This is a genomic window from Sandaracinobacter neustonicus, assembly GCF_006385875.1.
Taxonomy (GTDB): domain Bacteria; phylum Pseudomonadota; class Alphaproteobacteria; order Sphingomonadales; family Sphingomonadaceae; genus Sandaracinobacteroides; species Sandaracinobacteroides neustonicus.
Genome location: NZ_VFSU01000024.1, coordinates 98,695 through 114,455, shown reverse-complemented (window position 1 = coordinate 114,455; position 15,761 = coordinate 98,695). Strand labels below are relative to the sequence as shown.

The 15,761-nt window shown below is 66.4% G+C and carries 17 protein-coding genes; 12 read left to right on the top strand and 5 right to left on the bottom strand.

Going from position 1 to position 15,761, the window contains the following annotated elements:
* Window positions 1-12: 12 nt before the first annotated feature.
* Window positions 13-489 (bottom strand): transcription antitermination factor NusB, encoded by a 477-nt coding sequence (gene nusB, locus FJQ54_RS09270; protein ID WP_140928137.1) that lies wholly within the window; start codon window positions 487-489, stop codon window positions 13-15.
* Window positions 490-604: 115 nt separating this feature from the next.
* On the opposite strand from nusB, the gene FJQ54_RS09265 reads away from it, so the two are divergent.
* From FJQ54_RS09265 to FJQ54_RS09210, 12 genes are all read left to right on the top strand, one after another.
* Window positions 605-1,696 carry a hypothetical protein gene (locus tag FJQ54_RS09265; RefSeq protein WP_140928136.1) on the top strand — a complete coding sequence of 364 codons (1,092 nt, stop codon included), beginning with the start codon at window positions 605-607 and terminating at the stop codon, window positions 1,694-1,696.
* 19 nt (window positions 1,697-1,715) lie between these two features.
* Complete coding sequence (locus FJQ54_RS09260; protein WP_181160075.1) at window positions 1,716-2,678, top strand: phosphotransferase family protein; 963 nt, start codon at window positions 1,716-1,718, stop codon at window positions 2,676-2,678.
* On the top strand, window positions 2,675-3,073 hold the full coding sequence (locus tag FJQ54_RS09255; protein WP_140928134.1) for a hypothetical protein: 399 nt from the start codon (window positions 2,675-2,677) through the stop codon (window positions 3,071-3,073). The genes FJQ54_RS09260 and FJQ54_RS09255 overlap by 4 nt, the downstream gene beginning before the upstream one ends.
* A gap of 117 nt (window positions 3,074-3,190) precedes the next feature.
* Window positions 3,191-4,426: a tetratricopeptide repeat protein gene (locus FJQ54_RS09250; RefSeq protein WP_140928133.1), complete on the top strand. Its 1,236-nt coding sequence runs from the start codon at window positions 3,191-3,193 to the stop codon at window positions 4,424-4,426.
* 82 nt (window positions 4,427-4,508) lie between these two features.
* On the top strand, window positions 4,509-5,981 hold the full coding sequence (gene guaB, locus FJQ54_RS09245) for an IMP dehydrogenase (RefSeq protein ID WP_140928132.1): 1,473 nt from the start codon (window positions 4,509-4,511) through the stop codon (window positions 5,979-5,981).
* Entirely contained in the window at window positions 5,981-7,138 is a 1,158-nt protein-coding gene (locus tag FJQ54_RS09240; RefSeq protein ID WP_140928131.1) for an RsmB/NOP family class I SAM-dependent RNA methyltransferase, read from the top strand. Before guaB ends, FJQ54_RS09240 begins: the two co-directional genes overlap by 1 nt.
* A gap of 77 nt (window positions 7,139-7,215) precedes the next feature.
* A complete protein-coding gene (locus tag FJQ54_RS09235; RefSeq protein WP_181160074.1) occupies window positions 7,216-7,824 on the top strand; it encodes a tetratricopeptide repeat protein in 609 nt (202 codons plus the stop codon).
* An 8-nt stretch (window positions 7,825-7,832) separates the two neighbouring features.
* Window positions 7,833-8,357 carry a Fur family transcriptional regulator gene (locus tag FJQ54_RS09230; RefSeq protein WP_140928130.1) on the top strand — a complete coding sequence of 175 codons (525 nt, stop codon included), beginning with the start codon at window positions 7,833-7,835 and terminating at the stop codon, window positions 8,355-8,357.
* Window positions 8,358-8,415: 58 nt separating this feature from the next.
* Window positions 8,416-10,383, top strand: a complete 1,968-nt coding sequence (gene dxs / locus FJQ54_RS09225) for a 1-deoxy-D-xylulose-5-phosphate synthase (RefSeq protein ID WP_140928129.1) — start codon at window positions 8,416-8,418, stop codon at window positions 10,381-10,383.
* Between the two features lie 92 nt (window positions 10,384-10,475).
* On the top strand, window positions 10,476-10,730 hold the full coding sequence (locus FJQ54_RS09220; RefSeq protein ID WP_140928128.1) for an AbrB/MazE/SpoVT family DNA-binding domain-containing protein: 255 nt from the start codon (window positions 10,476-10,478) through the stop codon (window positions 10,728-10,730).
* Window positions 10,727-11,125 carry a PIN domain-containing protein gene (locus FJQ54_RS09215; protein ID WP_181160073.1) on the top strand — a complete coding sequence of 133 codons (399 nt, stop codon included), beginning with the start codon at window positions 10,727-10,729 and terminating at the stop codon, window positions 11,123-11,125. Before FJQ54_RS09220 ends, FJQ54_RS09215 begins: the two co-directional genes overlap by 4 nt.
* Window positions 11,125-11,916 carry a TlyA family RNA methyltransferase gene (locus tag FJQ54_RS09210; RefSeq protein WP_140928126.1) on the top strand — a complete coding sequence of 264 codons (792 nt, stop codon included), beginning with the start codon at window positions 11,125-11,127 and terminating at the stop codon, window positions 11,914-11,916. The genes FJQ54_RS09215 and FJQ54_RS09210 overlap by 1 nt, the downstream gene beginning before the upstream one ends.
* 161 nt (window positions 11,917-12,077) lie before the next feature.
* On the opposite strand, the gene FJQ54_RS09205 is transcribed toward FJQ54_RS09210, so the two are convergent.
* The 4 genes from FJQ54_RS09205 to FJQ54_RS09190 form a co-directional block, all read right to left on the bottom strand.
* Entirely contained in the window at window positions 12,078-12,881 is an 804-nt protein-coding gene (locus FJQ54_RS09205) for a phasin family protein (protein WP_140928125.1), read from the bottom strand.
* A gap of 110 nt (window positions 12,882-12,991) precedes the next feature.
* Complete coding sequence (gene pgmG, locus FJQ54_RS09200; protein ID WP_140928124.1) at window positions 12,992-14,374, bottom strand: phosphoglucomutase/phosphomannomutase PgmG; 1,383 nt, start codon at window positions 14,372-14,374, stop codon at window positions 12,992-12,994.
* A 71-nt stretch (window positions 14,375-14,445) separates the two neighbouring features.
* Complete coding sequence (locus tag FJQ54_RS09195) at window positions 14,446-14,853, bottom strand: J domain-containing protein (RefSeq protein WP_140928123.1); 408 nt, start codon at window positions 14,851-14,853, stop codon at window positions 14,446-14,448.
* 12 nt (window positions 14,854-14,865) lie between these two features.
* Complete coding sequence (locus FJQ54_RS09190) at window positions 14,866-15,711, bottom strand: division plane positioning ATPase MipZ (protein ID WP_328592171.1); 846 nt, start codon at window positions 15,709-15,711, stop codon at window positions 14,866-14,868.
* Window positions 15,712-15,761: the final 50 nt, after the last annotated feature.

Genomic DNA, 15,761 nt, shown 5'->3' with positions numbered 1-15,761 from the left:
CTGCCTCAAGGCTCAGCTTTCGTTGTCCCTCACGGAACGGCCCAGCCTGTCCAGCAGGGCGTTCACGAATCCGGCCTCGCGCTTTTCGTAGAAGGCGTGGGCGACATCGACATATTCGGAGACGACCGCCGCGCGCGGCACGTCCGGCCGGGCCAGCAGTTCATAGGCCCCGCCGCGCAGGATTTGCAGCATCAGCCTGTCCAGCCGGTCCAGCGACCAGCCCGCGCCGAGGAACTGCGCGATCAGCGCGTCCAGCTCGTCCAGCCGGGCGAGCGTGCCGGAGACGAGATCGTCGAAAAAGGGCTGATCGGCGGCGGAGAGCTGTTCACCCTCCACCTCCGCCCCCAGGCGGTGATCATGGAATTCGGCGATCAGCTTCGCCTGCGGGGTGCTGGCCGACGCATGCTGGTAAAGCGCCTGCACGGCAGCGAGCCGGGCGGCCGAACGGCGACGGCGGGCATCTGCCGGAGAGAGATTCTGAGAGGACATGGCCAGCCCCTTAGCGCCGACATGACGGTTTTGCGAGGCCGCAGGCGAAGCCGGTTCTTTTGGCAGGCTTGAGAGCGCGCGGTCTATTCGCCAACAAGGGGAGCGGGAGAGAGACATGCTGACCAAGGCCGATGACTATCCGGTGCACCAGCGCCCGGAGCCGATAGCCTATGCGGGCACGGACCGGAATTTCTATGACCGCTATTTCTTCAATGCCCAGCCTGCGGACGGGTCGCGCTTCGTGGCGGCGGCGCTGGGAGTCTATCCGCATCTGAACGTGATGGACGCCTCTGTCTGCTGGATGGAAGGCGGGGTGCAGCGGTCTGTGTTCGCCTCCCGCCTGCTGGGGATGGAGCGGCTGGATACACAAGTGGGGCCGATTTCCGTGGAGGTGGTGGAGCCGCTGAAGAAGCTGCGGCTGCGGCTGAGCGAGACGGACGGGCTGTGCGCGGACCTGCTGTTCGAGGGGCGGCACGCCCCCATCGAGGAGCCGCGCTTCACATGGCGACAAGGCCCGCGCACCATCATGGACGTGACGCGGATGACGCAGAATGTCGCGGTGTCCGGCAGTGTGACGGTGGATGGGCAGCGCATCGGCGTGGACAGCTGGCGTGGCACGCGGGATCGCAGCTGGGGCGTGCGGCCGATCGGCGCGGCCGATCCGCAAGGGGCGGCCCCGCCCGCGCTGCCGCAATTCTATTGGCTGTGGGCGCCGATCAACTTCGACGGCCATGCCCTGTTCTTCCACACCAACGATGCTGCCGATGGCGCGCCGTGGAATCGCTCTGCCGTGCTGGTGGATCTGGCGTCGGGCGCGGAAACCAAGCTGGCGGACCCTGCGGCCGCCCTTCCCTATCGGCCGGGCACGCGCCGCGCGGGCGAAGCGCTGCTGAGCGGGCGGATGGCGGACGGGCCGGTGCAGGTGAAGCTGATGCCGGAGGCAGCGTTTCACATGCACGGCATCGGTTATGGCCATCCGAAGTTCGGCCATGGCGGCTGGCGTGGCGAACTGGACGTGCAGACCGAGCGCTTCGATACGGCGGCAGCCGATCCGGCCAGCCCGCTGAACGCGCATATTCAGGCACTGGTTTCCGCCGAAATGAAGCTGCCGGATGGGCGCATCCTGCACGGCCGGGGCGTGCTGGAGCAGCTGTTCATCGGCCCGCACGCACCTTCGGGTTTCCGGGAGTTGTTCGACCTTGCCTGAGGCCCGGCTGACAGCGCTGATGTCGCGCCTGTGGGGCGCGGACGTGGCAATCGACGGCATCGACCGCTTCCATGGCGGTGCCGCGCGGGAGACTTACCGCTTTCGCGCCAGCGCCGGGGGCCGTTCCGAATGGCTGGTGATGCGGCGCGATCCGTCTGCCAGCCTGATCGACACCTCCCGCGAGGTGGAGTTTCACGCCATCGGCCGGGCGCATGCGGCGGGGCTGCCGGTGCCGCGCCCGGTGCATCTGGACGCGAGCGGCGTGGACCTTGGCTCGCCGGGATTCGTGATGACAGAGATTGCCGGTGGCCGGGCTTGCAACCCGTTCGAGCCGGGGGCCTATGGAGCCAATGCGGCGATAACCGGCGTGGCGCTGTTCACCGCGCTGGGGCAATTGCACGCGCTGGAGCCGGATGCGGCGGACCGCGCCACCCTGCCCTTCATGGATGCCGCCGGGCGGCTGGCGCACTGGAAGGCGGAGATCGACCGCCACCGGCTGCGGCCCGAACCGGCGGCCGATGCGGCGTGGCGCTGGCTGGTGGCAAATATCCCCGCGCCATCCGGCCCGCCCACGCTGGTGCATGGGGATTTCCGCTCCGGCAATTTCCTTGTGGATGCGGACAATCGGCTGCTCGCGATTCTGGATTGGGAAATGGCGCATCTGGGCGATCCGATGGAAGATCTGGCCTGGGTGACGGACCCGTTATGGGGGCACCAGATGCCGGGCGTGGTGGCGGGCACCTGCACCCGGGAGGCCGCAATTGCCGCGTGGGAGGCGGCATCCGGCCGCCAGTTCGATGCGCGCAGCCGCGGCTGGTGGCAGCTGTTCTCCACCTATCAGGGGCTGGCGATCTGGATCACCTCTGCCTTCGAAGTGGCGATGCAGAAAACGGCGGACCCGACGATGATCTTCGCCTCGCTCTACCCCTATCGCGCGCACAACCTTCAGGCGGTGGAATTGCTGAAGGAGCTGCGCGCATGAGCCTTTCCAACAGCGAGGCGCTGGGCTGTTTCGCCATGGCGCAAGGCGTGATGGTGCTGCCCGCGCTGGGCGACAGCTATGCGGGGAAATCGGCGGCAACGCTCGCCGGGCTGATGCTGATGCTGGCCGATGGCGAGGATATACGACAGACGCGGCGGATCGCCTTGCGCGCCGAACTGGAGGGCTTGCTGGGCCAGACGGCGGCGGCAGATGAAGGCTGGCAGGCCGGGACAGACCGGCTGATGGCGGCGCTGGGCGCGGAACTGGCGCGCGCGGAAGCGGCAGACCCGGCGTGCGCGGCGCAACTGCTGGACTGGTTGCTGCGCTGGACGGGCAATGAACGGCTGACCATTCCCGCGCCGCCGCCTGCCGATACGGATGCCGCCGCCGCTTGACGGCTGGCGGGCCGGGTGCGAGGAGCCGTTCAGCTTCGGGACACGGCGGCGGCTGCAAGGCCGACCCCCTGAACCCATAGGGCCGCAACAAAACCGGGCACTGAGGAGAGTGGGCACATGACAACCGTTTTCGGACGCGCATCCGCAGCCGCATTCGCGGCGCTTCTTCTGGCCGCCACGCCGCAGGCGGCGATGGCACAGAAAGAGCAGAAGCCGCCGGCGCTGAAGCTTTCCAAGCCGGTGCAATCGCTGGCGGCGCAAGCGCAGAAGGCGCAAGGCGCAGGCGATTGGGCGGGTGCTGTCGAGCTGCTGAAGCAGGCCGATGCAATCCCGAACAAGAACGCCGACGATCTGTATATCGTCAACATGCTGACGCTGAATTCGGCGATCAACCTGAAGGACAATGCGCTGATCGAGAAGTCTCTCGAAGGCGCGGTTGCATCCGGCAAGCTGCCCGCCGAAGATGTGGTGAAGTTCCGCCGCAACCTCGGCGCGCTGGCGCTGCAGCGGGGGGACTATGGCAAGGCGCAGGCCGAGTTCGAGCAGGTGCTGGCGCTGAACCCCAGCGACGCCGGGCTGCTGGTGGAAATCGCCGAGCTGCAACAGCGGCAGAAGCTGCCCCAGAAGTCCATCGCCACGCTGCAACAGGCCATCGCCACGCAGGAAAAGACCAGCAAGGCCGACGAAACCTGGTACCGCCGCGCGCTGGCCATCGCCTATGATAGCAAGCTGCCGGCGGAAATCGTTTCCACCAGCGAAGCGCTGGTGAAGGCCTATCCCAGCCCCACCAACTGGCGCGACGTTCTGATCATCTATCGCGAAAGCGCGAAGCTGGACGATCAGGGCAATCTGGACGTGATGCGGCTGATCCGCGCCAACAACGCGCTGACGGGCGAACGCGATTATGCCGAGTTCGCCGAAACGGCGACGACGCGCGGCCTGCCGGGCGAAGCGAAATCCGTGCTGGATGAAGGCATTGCGAAGGGCGCGCTGAAAAGCACCACGCCGTTCGTGAAGGAATTGTCGGCGGTGGTGACGCCGAAAGCCGCAGCCGACAAGGCACAGCTGAACCAGCTGGAAAAGGAAGCCCGCGCCGCCGCCAACGGCCGCAGCGCCATGGGCACCGCGGATGCCAATCTGGGCTTCGGCAACTGGGCCAAGGCCGCGGAACTTTACAAGCTGGCCCTTGAAAAGGGCGGCATCGATGCCGATACCGCGAATCTGCGGCTGGCCTTCACGCTGGGCAATGCCGGAGACAAGGCGGGCGCAGAGGCAGCGCTGGCCAAGGTTTCCGGTGCTCCGCGCAACCAGCTGGCGCGTTATTATGCGGCGTGGCTCGCCACCAAGAGCTGACGCGGCTACTGCTGAACGAGATTCGGGGCGGGCCGACCGTGGCCCGCCCCATTCTCATATTTGAAGATCGGACGGATCAGGTATGGCGATCAGGCTGGGGCTCACCTTCGACGACGTGCTGCTGGTGCCGGCGGAATCCGCCGTGCTGCCATCGCAGGCCGATACGTCGACCAGCATCACCAGGGACATCCGGCTGCACATCCCCGTGCTGTCGTCTGCGATGGACACGGTGACGGAAGCCCAGATGGCCATCGTGATGGCGCAGGCCGGCGGCATCGGCGTGCTGCACCGCAATCTGACCATCGCCGAACAGGTGGAAGCCGTGCGGCAGGTGAAGCGCTTCGAATCCGGCATGGTGGTGAACCCCATCACCATGACGGCGGACCAGACGTTGGGCGAAGCGCTGGAGCTGATGGCGCGGCACCGCATTTCCGGCATTCCGGTGGTGGAGCCGTCTGAGCCGGGGCAGCCGGGCAAGCTGATCGGCATATTGACGAACCGCGACGTGCGCTTCGCGGAAAACAAGCTGCAGCCGGTGGCCGAACTGATGACGCGGCAGAATCTGGCGACGGTGAAGGCAGGCGTTTCACAGGAAGAAGCGCAGCGGCTGCTGCACCAGCGGCGGATCGAAAAGCTGCTGGTGGTGGACGACGCCGGGCGCTGCGTGGGGCTGATCACCGTGAAGGACATCGAGAAAGCGGTGACCTACCCGGATGCCACCAAGGACGCCGCCGGGCGTCTGCGCGTGGCCGCCGCGACCACGGTTGGCGAAGCCGGGTTCGAACGCAGCGAAGCGCTGATCGACGCCGAGTGCGACCTTGTGGTGGTGGATACCGCGCACGGCCATTCGCGGCAGGTGTCCGAAGCGGTGCGGCGGATCAAGGCGCGGTCCAACCATGCGCAGGTGATCGCGGGCAACGTCGCCACCGCCGAAGCCGCGAAGGCGCTGATCGACGCGGGCGCGGATGGAATCAAGGTGGGGATCGGCCCGGGCAGCATCTGCACCACCCGCGTGGTGGCGGGCGTGGGCGTGCCGCAGCTGACGGCCATCATGGACACGGTGGAAGCGGCGGCGAAGCTGGGCATCCCGGTGATCGCCGACGGTGGGCTGCGCACATCGGGCGACATCGCCAAGGCGATGGCGGCGGGCGCGAGCGCGGTAATGATCGGCAGCCTGCTGGCAGGCACCGAGGAAGCGCCGGGCGAAACCTTCCTGTATCAGGGCCGGGCCTATAAAAGCTATCGCGGCATGGGCAGCGTGGGGGCGATGGCGCGCGGTTCGGCGGACCGTTACTTCCAGCAGGATATCAAGGATCAGCTGAAGCTGGTGCCTGAAGGCATTGAAGGTCAGGTGCCTTACAAGGGGCCTGCGCGCGATGTGCTGCACCAGCTGGTGGGCGGGCTGAAGGCGGCGATGGGCTATACCGGTGCGGCGACCCTGAAAGACCTGCGCGAGCGGGCGCAATTCGTGCAGATCACCAATGCGGGCCTGCGCGAAAGCCATGTGCATGATGTGACGATCACGCGCGAGGCGCCGAATTACCCGACGCGCTGATGCGGCCGCAGGCGCGGCTTCAGGCTGCCATCGAGATTCTGGATCAGGTGATCGAGGCCGCCGCGCATCAGGGCGCGGCGGCCGATACGCTGGTGCAACGCTATTTCCAGACCCGGCGCTATGCCGGATCGAAGGATCGCGCCGCCGTGCGCGAACTGGTCTATGGCGCGATCCGCTTCACCGCCGAGCGGCCCTATTCGGGCCGCGCCGCGCTGATTGGCTGGCTGGAGGCGGACGCGCCGGAGCAACTGGCCCTGTTCGATGGAAGCGCGCATGCACCCTCCCCCGTGGAGCCTTATGAAACGCGGGCGAAGGCGGCGCTGGCCCCGCTGTGGCTGGAGCCTGCCATGCGGGCGCGCTTTGGCGACGCGTTCGAGGCCGAGGCGCTGGCGCTGGGGGCCCGCGCGCCGCTGGATTTGCGGGTGGCTCCGGGCGCGGACATTGCCGCCGTGGCCGCCGAACTGGAAGCCGAACCGGTGCCGGGCCTGCCGCGCGCGCTGCGGCTGGAAACGCCTCGCCCGCTGGAGCGGCACCCGCTGTTCGAGAGCGGCGCGGTGGAAGTGCAGGATGCGGGCAGCCAGCTGGTGGTGGCCTTCGCCGCCGCACAGCCGCACGAAACCGTGATCGACCTGTGCGCGGGCGCGGGCGGCAAGACGCTGGGGCTGGCGGCGGACATGGCTGGCGAAGGGCGGCTGATCGCCTCTGACACGGACCGCACACGCTTGCAGGCGATGGGGCCAAGGCTGCAGCGCGCCGGGCTGGGCGAATTCGTGGAGCCAAGGCTGCTGAACCCGGGGCGGGAGATGGAGGCGCTGGCCGATCTGCAAGGCGCGGCCGATCTGGTGCTGGTGGATGCGCCCTGTTCCGGCACGGGCACATGGCGGCGCAACCCGGAACTGCGCTGGCGGCTGACGGCCGAGCGGCTGGCGCGGCTGACGCATGTTCAGGCGCGGCTCATCGATCTGGGGGCATCGCTTGTGAAGCCGGGCGGCCGCCTTATCTACGCGGTCTGTTCGGTGCTGACGGAAGAAGGCCCGGCGCAGGCAGAGGCCGCCGCCGCTCGCACGGGGCTGACGCCGGGTGGACGCAAGGCGCTGACCCCGCTGCACGACCGCTGCGACGGCTTTTTCGTCGCACGGCTCGACAAGCGGGGCTAGACATGGCTTCCTGAACGACAGTTCCCGGTGGGGACTCGGGACGGACTGGCGGTTTGCCCGCCAAGAGAGGGATAAAGATGGTCGAAGGCTTTGCAGCCCGCCGTAAGGGTTTTGCACGGATCGCCCTGACAGCCGGGATGACAATCGGGCTGGCGCTGGTTGCCGCCGCGCCGCTGTCTGCGGCGAAGCCGCGCGCCGCTGTGCCCGATGCCGCCCCCGCGCGCGGCCTGCCGGACAACCAGATCGCGCCGCTGTCGCTGGAAAAGCTGAAGGCGGGCGAAGCGCTGCTGGCGCAGGGCAAGGCGCAGGAGGCGACGGACCAGTTCGAAGCGGCGCTGGCTGCAGATCCACGCAACCGGCAGGCCTATATCGGCATGGCCCGCGCGGCCGAGGCGGACGGCCTGCCAGGCAAGGCCGTGCGCTTCTATCGCGAGGCGCTGGCCATCGAGCCGAACGATCTTTCCACGCTGGAACTGCAAGGCGTGGCGATGGTGGAGCGTGGCGCGAAGGCGCGGGCGGAAGCCAATCTTGAACGGGTGAAAACGCTGTGCGCAGGCCCCTGCCCACAGGCAGACCGGCTGGCCGCAGCTATCGCGCGCGGGCCGAAAACCCCGGTGGAGCAGACGGCGAAGCTGGACACCGGCGCGAAGGCGAATGCCGCCAAGCCCGACGAGAGCGAGGACTGAGCACGGCAATGACCGTTCAGGCCCCCGTTCCCCACCCCCATCGCACCGGCGCACATTTGCAGGCCGGAAGCGATGCGCTGAAGCAGGCCGCTGTCGCCACGCTGGCCGAACAGGGCGTGCAATGGACGGATTTGCGCGAAACCGTGTTCGATGCGCTGGCCGGTGGTTCTTCGGGCGGCGGTGCGCCGGTTTCCGCCTATGATGTGGCGGACAGGGTTTCGGCGGCCACCGGGCGGCGGATCGCGGCCAACAGCGTGTATCGAATCCTGGACCTGTTCGTGGCGCACAATCTGGCCAAGCGGGTGGAAAGCCGCAACGCCTATGTGGTGAACGTGCATCCAAGTTGTTCGCATGACTGCATTTTCCTTGTGTGCGAAGATTGCGGCCAGATCGCCCATCTGGATGACGACAAGCTGGCCGACGGCATGCGCAGCCGGGCGCGAACCGCCGGATTCACCCCGCGCCGCCCCGTCCTTGAGCTGATGGGCCTGTGTTCGGCCTGCAACGGAGCCGCGCAGACGGGCAACGCCTGAGGGCGCGGCGTGACAATGTCGCTTTCGTGAACGTGCAGTTCGCGCTAAATCGGATCGCATGACGGACAAGACCCAAGGCGCGGCCCCCACGCCGCCCTATCGCCGGCCCGAGACCCCGCTTCTCGACAAGGCAGTGATTCCGCCCCAGTTGAGGGCGCTGAAGCCCGAACAGTTGCGCCAGCTGGCCGATGAGTTGCGCGCTGAGATGATCGACGCGGTCAGCGTGACCGGCGGGCATCTGGGGGCCGGGCTGGGCGTGGTGGAGCTGTCCGTCGCGCTGCACTATGTGTTCAATACGCCGGACGACAAGCTGATCTGGGACGTGGGGCATCAGGCCTATCCACACAAGATCCTGACAGGCCGACGCGACCGCATGCGCACGCTGCGGCAAGGCGGCGGGCTGTCCGGCTTCACCCGGCGGAGCGAATCCGAATATGATCCGTTCGGGGCGGCGCACAGCTCCACCTCGATCTCCGCCGCGCTGGGTTTCGCCATTGCCAACAAGCTGTCCGGCGGGCCGAACAAGGCCATCGCCGTGATCGGCGATGGCGCGATGAGCGCGGGCATGGCCTATGAAGCGATGAACAATGCGCGCGAGGCGGGCAACCGGCTGATCGTGGTGCTGAACGACAATGACATGTCGATTGCGCCGCCGGTGGGCGCGCTGTCGGCCTATCTGGCGCGGGCCTATAGCTCCAACACCTTCCTCGAAATCCGCGATGCCGTGCGGCAACTGGCGAAGAAGGCCCTGCCCGAACCGCTGAAGGCCCCGGCGAAGCGCGCCGACGAATTCTTCCGCACGCTGGGTACCGGCGGCACCCTGTTCGAGGAGCTGGGCTTTTATTATGTCGGCCCCATCGACGGGCACAATCTGGATGTGCTGGTGCCCATCCTTGAGAATATCCGCGACGCCGCCGAAGGGCCGTGCCTGATCCATGTGGTGACGAAGAAGGGCAAGGGCTACGCCCCGGCCGAGGCCGCCGCAGACAAATATCATGGCGTGGTGAAGTTCGACGTGGTGACGGGCAAGCAGCACAAGCCCGCGCCGGGCGGTCCGCCGAGCTATACGGGCGTGTTCGCCGATGCGCTGGTGGCGGAAGCCACGCGCGATCCGCGCGTGGTGGCGATCACCGCCGCGATGCCGTCCGGCACGGGCCTCGACAAATTCCAGAAGGCGTTCCCGGATCGCTGCTTCGATGTGGGCATCGCCGAACAGCATGCCGTGACCTTCGCGGCTGGCCTTGCGGCGGAAGGGTTCCGCCCGTGGGCGGCTATCTATTCCACCTTCCTGCAGCGCGCTTACGATCAGGTGGTGCATGATGTGTGCATCCAGAATCTGCCGGTGCGCTTCGGTATCGACCGCGCCGGGCTGGTGGGCGCGGACGGCTCCACCCATGCGGGCAGCTTCGACGTCACCTATCTGGCGACGCTGCCGAACATGGTGGTGATGGCCGCCGCCGACGAGGCGGAGCTGGTGCATATGGTGCACACGGCGAACGAATATGACGCCGGGCCGATTGCCCTGCGCTACCCGCGCGGCGAAGGCGTGGGCGTGCCCCTGCCCGCCACGCCGGAGAAGCTGGAGATCGGCAAGGGCCGCATCGTTCGCGAGGGCAAGAAGGTTGCCATCCTGTCTCTGGGCACCCGCCTGGCCGAGGCGCTCAAGGCCGCCGACGAGCTGGATGCCAAGGGGCTTTCCACCACGGTGGCCGACCTGCGCTTTGCCAAGCCGCTGGACGAAGCGCTGATCCGCAAGCTGTGCGCGTCGCACGAGGTGGTGCTGACGATCGAGGAAAACGCCATCGGCGGCTTCGGCGCGCATGTGCTGACACTGGCGAGCGACGAAGGGCTGCTGGATACGGGCCTGAAAATCCGCACCATGCGTCTGCCGGACGTGTTCCAGGAGCATGACTCGCCCGCGAAACAATATGCCGAAGCCGGGCTGGACGCGGCAGGCATCGTGAAAACGGTGCTGACGACGCTGCGCCACAACAGCGTGGATGTGAGCGAGGGCGCGCGGGCGTAGACGCGGCTTCTGCCTGACTGGTCCCGCACTGGCTTGTCGGGACAGCGTTCGTTGGATATACTTCTTGTCAACGTATATCCACGGAGTTCGCCATGCAAATCGCCCGCTGGGGCAACAGCCTTGCTGTCCGTATTCCCGCCGATGTCGCGCGGGCGCTTGGAATCAAGGAAGGCGATGATGTCGATGTGACGGCCGGGGACGACGGAACGCTGGTACTTGCGCCCCGGGATCGCCGCGCGGCTGCGCTGGCGGAAATTCGTCGGCTTGCCCGCCCCCTGCCTGCCGATTGGAAGATCGATTTCGAAACGGAAAACCTGCGCGGGCCGGATATCGTGCCCGGCAAGTGAAGGGTTTTCTTGACACGAATGTGCTGGTCTACGCCTTCCAGCCCGATGATGGGAAGGCGGACAAGGCTTTTGCCTTGTTAAACGGAGCCAATTACCTTGGCGTTCAATCACTGAACGAATTTGCGCTTGCCGCCCGGCGCAGGCTTCGAATGCAGTGGCCGGAAATCAATCGCGCGCTTGCGGTCCTTCAGGATCTCGTGCCCAAACCCGTGCCGCTGACCCTCGATATCCATCGCGGCGGCATCGGGCTTGCTGAGCGATATGATCTCGGGATCTACGATTCCCTCCTTCTTTCGGCCGCGCTTTCGATTGGCTGCTCCATTTTCTGGTCCGAAGACATGCACGATGGCCTCGTGATCGACGGGCGGCTCACCATTCGAAACCCCTTCGTCTGATGGCGAAAAGCCGTGTGGATCAGCTGCTGGTGGAGCGTGGGCTGGCTGAGAGCCGGTCGCGGGCGCAGGCGTTGATCATGGCCGGGCTGGTGTTTGCCGGGGAGCGCAAGGTTGCGAAGGCTGGCGAGATGCTGGCTGCTGATGCCGTGCTGGATGTGCGGGGGAAGGATCATCCGTGGGTGTCGCGCGGGGGGCTGAAGCTGGACCACGGGCTGGCGCATTTCGGCATTGATGTGGTGGGCGCGGTGGGGCTGGATGTTGGCTCCTCTACCGGGGGGTTTACCGATGTGCTACTCTCGCGTGGGAGCACGAAGGTGTATGCGGTGGATGTGGGCACCAACCAGCTGGCGTGGAAGCTGCGGCAGGACCCGCGCGTGGTGGTGCATGAACAGACGAACGCGCGCGCGCTGACGGCGGAGCATGTGCCTGAGCCGGTGGATATCATCGTGTGCGACGCCAGCTTTATCTCTCTGGCGAAAGTTCTGGATGCCGCCTTGGGGTTCGCCCGCGAAGGCGCGCATCTGGTGGCGCTGGTGAAGCCGCAGTTCGAGGCCGGGCGCGGGGAGGTCGGCAAGGGGGGTGTCGTGCGCGATCCGGCGGTGCACGCGCGGGTGTGTGCGGAGGCTGCCGCGTGGGTGGCAAGCAAGGGGTGGCGGGTGCTGGGGGTGGAGACGTCGCCGATCACCGGGCCTGAGGGGAATGTGGAGTTTTTGTTGGGGGCCGTGCGGGACGCGGCGAGGCCGGGCAGCGCGGAGGGACCGGCCGCTGGCTTAGCCAGCGAGTCCGGTTGAGTTGAGGAAGAAGGAAGAAAAGGAAGTAAGAGCGCGGCGAAGCCGCGCCGTCGGACACGCAAAAAAGGGCGAGGCTGATGCCTCGCCCTTTTTTCGTGCCGGCCGAGCCTTCGGCGAGTCCGCGAGTTATGGCTTCGCCATAATCGCGGCCGCCTTTGGCTTTACGCCGAGATCGACTTCTTCACGGTCTCGGACGCGAGAGCAACGCGGCTGGAAATCGGCTGCACAACTTCACCGGCCAGCTTCAGCCAGGTTTCGGTGAGGTGGCTGGCGTTCGCCACGGCCTTGTCGAACTGCGCCTTGGTGTATTCGCTGTGCGCGGCCATGAACTCGTTCGGGCTCTTGCTGGCAGACAGCGTCTTGAAGGCGGCTTGCGCTTCTTCTGCTGCCTTCTTGGAGGATTCCACGAAGTGCGCGGTCAGCGTTTCAGCACCAGCGGCGGCAGCCTTTGCGCTTTCGACCAGCGCTTCGACATTGCCCTTGGCGAAATCAGACATTTCGGTGACGGACTTCATATTCTTCTCCATCAGTTCCTTGAGCTTTTCGGTGAACTGCTCCTGCGCGGCCTGCGCCTGGGCAACTGCATCGGACGTCGCCTTTTCGATGGCGGGCGCGACGGCTTCGAATTGCTTGGTGAAAGGATCGGCGTTCATGGGTGCAGTCTCCAAAACAGGGGGCGGGGTAATTTTTGGAGCGGGCAATTTCGCGGCCTTCGGCCTCGCCTTCACGACGGCTGCAACCGGCACAACCACGGCAGACTCAGGCTCCGGTGCAGGCTTCACAACCGCCTTGGCCGGTGCCTTTGCGGGGGCCGGTTTGGCAGCCGGTTTAACCGGCGCAGCCTTGACCGGCGCGTCAGCCTTCAGCGCGGCTGGCTTCGAAACCTTGGCAGGCGCGACGGGTTCAGCCGCCACGGCCTCAGGCTTCTTCGGCACAGACTTACGGACAGGCTTGGCAGCAGCCATCGAGTGCTCACTCCTTTGTTGCTGCACCGCACAATAAACAATCGGAACGCCGATTGCAAGATGTTTTTGTGCAGTGCAGCATGAAGGGAAAGCTACACCTTTTCAACCGCTTAGTGGCCAGTCTCCACCCGCTCCACGCCCGACAGCGCCAGTTGCGCATCGATGGCTGCCTTCAGCCGCTCCAGCGCCGCTTCGTCTTTCGCTTCCGCGCGGGCCACCAGCACATCCTGCGTGTTGGACGCACGCAGCAGCCACCAGCCGTCGGGCGTGTTCACCCGTGCGCCGTCGGTGTCATTCACCTGCGCACCGTCCGCCTTCAGCCGGGCCAGCACTTCGTCCACCACGACAAACTTGCGTTCTTCCGAGCAGGGGAAGCGCATTTCCGGGGTGTTCACCACGGCGGGCATCGCCGATTTCAGCGCGGTGAGCGAGCCGCCCAGTTCGCCGACCGCCTCGATCAGGCGGATGGCGGCATAGAGCGCGTCGTCGAAGCCATACCAGCGGTGCTTGAAGAAGATATGGCCGGACATTTCGCCCGCCAGCGGCGAATCCACTTCCTTCATCTTCGCCTTGATCAGGCTATGGCCTGTCTTCCACATCAAGGGCTTGCCGCCCAGTTCTGCGATGCGATCATAAAGCGCCTGGCTGGCCTTCACATCGGCGATGATGGTGGAACCGGGCAGTTCCTTCAGCACCGGCTCGGCCAGAATCGCCAGCAGCTGATCGCCCCAGACGATCCGCCCTTCCCCGTCGATCGCGCCGATCCGGTCTCCGTCGCCATCGAAGGCGATGCCGAAATCGAGCTTCAGTTCCGCGACCAGTTGCCGCAGATCTTCCAGATTCTTCTCCACCGTCGGATCCGGATGGTGGTTCGGGAAATCGCCGTCGATTTTCGTGAACAGCGCATGATGTTCGCCGGGCAGCGTTTTCAGCAGCTTTTCCAGCGCCTCGCCCGTCGCGCCGTTCCCGGCATCCCAGCCGATGCGGAACGGCTTCACCTGATTGTCTTTCTGCAAGCGCGCCACGTAACGATCCAGCAGATCAACCTCTGTGCTGATGCCCTGCCCGCTGTCCCAATCGCCCTTGGCAGCGGCTTCGCCCAGCGCGCGGATGTCTGCGCCGAAGAAGGGGCGATCCTTCAGCAGCATCTTGAAGCCATTGTAATCCGGCGGATTGTGGCTGCCGGTGATCATCACGCCGCCATCGGCCTGAAGTTCATACACCGAATAATAGAGCATGCCGGTGGAACCCAGCCCCACGCGCACCGCGTCCACGCCGCTGGCGTTCAGCCCCTCCACCAGTGCTGCTTCCAGCGCGGGGGAGCTGTGGCGGCCGTCATAGCCGACGCTGACCAGCTTACCGCCCGCGCGGCGCACCACCGTGCCGAAGCCCCGGCCGATGGCATAGGCGTCTTGTTCGCCCAGCGTTTCGCCGATGATGCCGCGAATGTCATATTCCCGAAGCGATGTCGGGTGGAAATCATGCTTTTGCATTTGCCCCTAACTCCTCAAAGCGAACCCGGACCTGTTGTTGCGCTGCAATATGGACGCAGGCGGAACCCCGTTCAACCGCGCGACTTATTAATGCCTATTAACAGATCGCGCGCCGCGTTCAGCCGACGCGCCAGTTCGGGGTCTCCGCCACGATCCGGGTGTGCAGCCGTGATCAGCCGCCGGTGCGCCTGTTGAATCTCCTCTGTGCTGGCACGAAGCGGCAAACCCAGCAGTTGCCGCGCCTCCAGCTCGTCCATGGGAATGGCGGACACTTTCGCCCGCATCCAGCCGCCGAAGCCCAGCGCTACGGTTGCCGCCGCAAGCCCCAGCGCGGGCAGCGTCTGCCCGCGCGCCATCAGCCATGCAGACAAGCCCGCTCCACCGGCGAGCGCCAGCTTGCGCCCGGAATCGCGCCCCAGATGCCCCTTCCACCACAGCCAACCGACTGCGGCGACCAGCAATAATGCGAACGGCCCCATCGGCGGCGCTACCTAGGCGGCAGCCTCCCGGCTGGGCTCGGTTTCCCCGCTGTCGGCCGGGGCCAGCGGCAGTTGCAGCGCCGCGATCAGCTCGCGAAGCTCCGCGCGGGCGGCCACATGGCTGACGGACGCTTCCAGATGCTCCATATCCAGCAGCGTCAGGCCGCGCGGGAACAGTTCGCGGTAGATCACCCGCTCAGAAAAGCCCGGCGCCACGCGGAAGCCGATTCGCTTGGAAAGTTCCTCCAGCGCGGTGCCCACGCGGCGGCGGTTGCGCGCCTCCAGCGTGGAGAGGCGGTTCCTCACCACGATCCAGTCCACCTGCCCGCCGTCCAGCTTGGCGCGCTCCTGCCGCGCCTTCCACACCAGTTCGGCGTAGAAGCTGGGGCGGACCACCTTGTAGGTTTCCGGATCGACCTGCCCCAGCAGATCGAAATCGATGAAACTGTCGTTGATGGGGGTGATCAGCGTGTCTGCGCGGGCGATCGCGGCGCGGCCGATCTCCGAGTCGCGGCCGGGCGTGTCGATCACCACGGCGTCCAGATCGGCGCGAACCAGCGTGTCCAGCGCGCCGGTGGAGCCATCGCCCAGCACGGTGACGGGCACCGACGACAGCTCGATTCCCATCCGCTCGGCCCAGTTGCGGCGATTCTCGAAATAGCGCGCCGTGCTTTGCTGGCGGTGATCCAGATCGGCGACGGCAAGGCGGATTCCGCTCTGCGCCAGCGCGAGCGCGAGGTGGACGGCGGTGGTCGATTTGCCCGACCCGCCCTTTTCATTGCCCAGCACGATCACGTGCGGGCCTTTCCGGCCCCGGCTGCCCACAAGATTCGGGCCGGACATCCCCGTGATTGACATTACGCCCTGCCTCCGGCGAATGCCGGCCCATCGCCGGCGCATTTCCCTTC

Coding starts and splice junctions, on each gene's coding strand:
- nusB (WP_140928137.1), bottom strand. CDS start 489: ATGTCCTCTCAGAATCTCTCTCCGGCAGATGCCCGCCGTCGCCGTTCG.
- FJQ54_RS09265 (WP_140928136.1), top strand. CDS start 605: ATGCTGACCAAGGCCGATGACTATCCGGTGCACCAGCGCCCGGAGCCG.
- FJQ54_RS09260 (WP_181160075.1), top strand. CDS start 1,716: ATGTCGCGCCTGTGGGGCGCGGACGTGGCAATCGACGGCATCGACCGC.
- FJQ54_RS09255 (WP_140928134.1), top strand. CDS start 2,675: ATGAGCCTTTCCAACAGCGAGGCGCTGGGCTGTTTCGCCATGGCGCAA.
- FJQ54_RS09250 (WP_140928133.1), top strand. CDS start 3,191: ATGACAACCGTTTTCGGACGCGCATCCGCAGCCGCATTCGCGGCGCTT.
- guaB (WP_140928132.1), top strand. CDS start 4,509: ATGGCGATCAGGCTGGGGCTCACCTTCGACGACGTGCTGCTGGTGCCG.
- FJQ54_RS09240 (WP_140928131.1), top strand. CDS start 5,981: ATGCGGCCGCAGGCGCGGCTTCAGGCTGCCATCGAGATTCTGGATCAG.
- FJQ54_RS09235 (WP_181160074.1), top strand. CDS start 7,216: ATGGTCGAAGGCTTTGCAGCCCGCCGTAAGGGTTTTGCACGGATCGCC.
- FJQ54_RS09230 (WP_140928130.1), top strand. CDS start 7,833: ATGACCGTTCAGGCCCCCGTTCCCCACCCCCATCGCACCGGCGCACAT.
- dxs (WP_140928129.1), top strand. CDS start 8,416: ATGACGGACAAGACCCAAGGCGCGGCCCCCACGCCGCCCTATCGCCGG.
- FJQ54_RS09220 (WP_140928128.1), top strand. CDS start 10,476: ATGCAAATCGCCCGCTGGGGCAACAGCCTTGCTGTCCGTATTCCCGCC.
- FJQ54_RS09210 (WP_140928126.1), top strand. CDS start 11,125: ATGGCGAAAAGCCGTGTGGATCAGCTGCTGGTGGAGCGTGGGCTGGCT.
- FJQ54_RS09205 (WP_140928125.1), bottom strand. CDS start 12,881: ATGGCTGCTGCCAAGCCTGTCCGTAAGTCTGTGCCGAAGAAGCCTGAG.
- pgmG (WP_140928124.1), bottom strand. CDS start 14,374: ATGCAAAAGCATGATTTCCACCCGACATCGCTTCGGGAATATGACATT.
- FJQ54_RS09195 (WP_140928123.1), bottom strand. CDS start 14,853: ATGGGGCCGTTCGCATTATTGCTGGTCGCCGCAGTCGGTTGGCTGTGG.
- FJQ54_RS09190 (WP_328592171.1), bottom strand. CDS start 15,711: ATGTCAATCACGGGGATGTCCGGCCCGAATCTTGTGGGCAGCCGGGGC.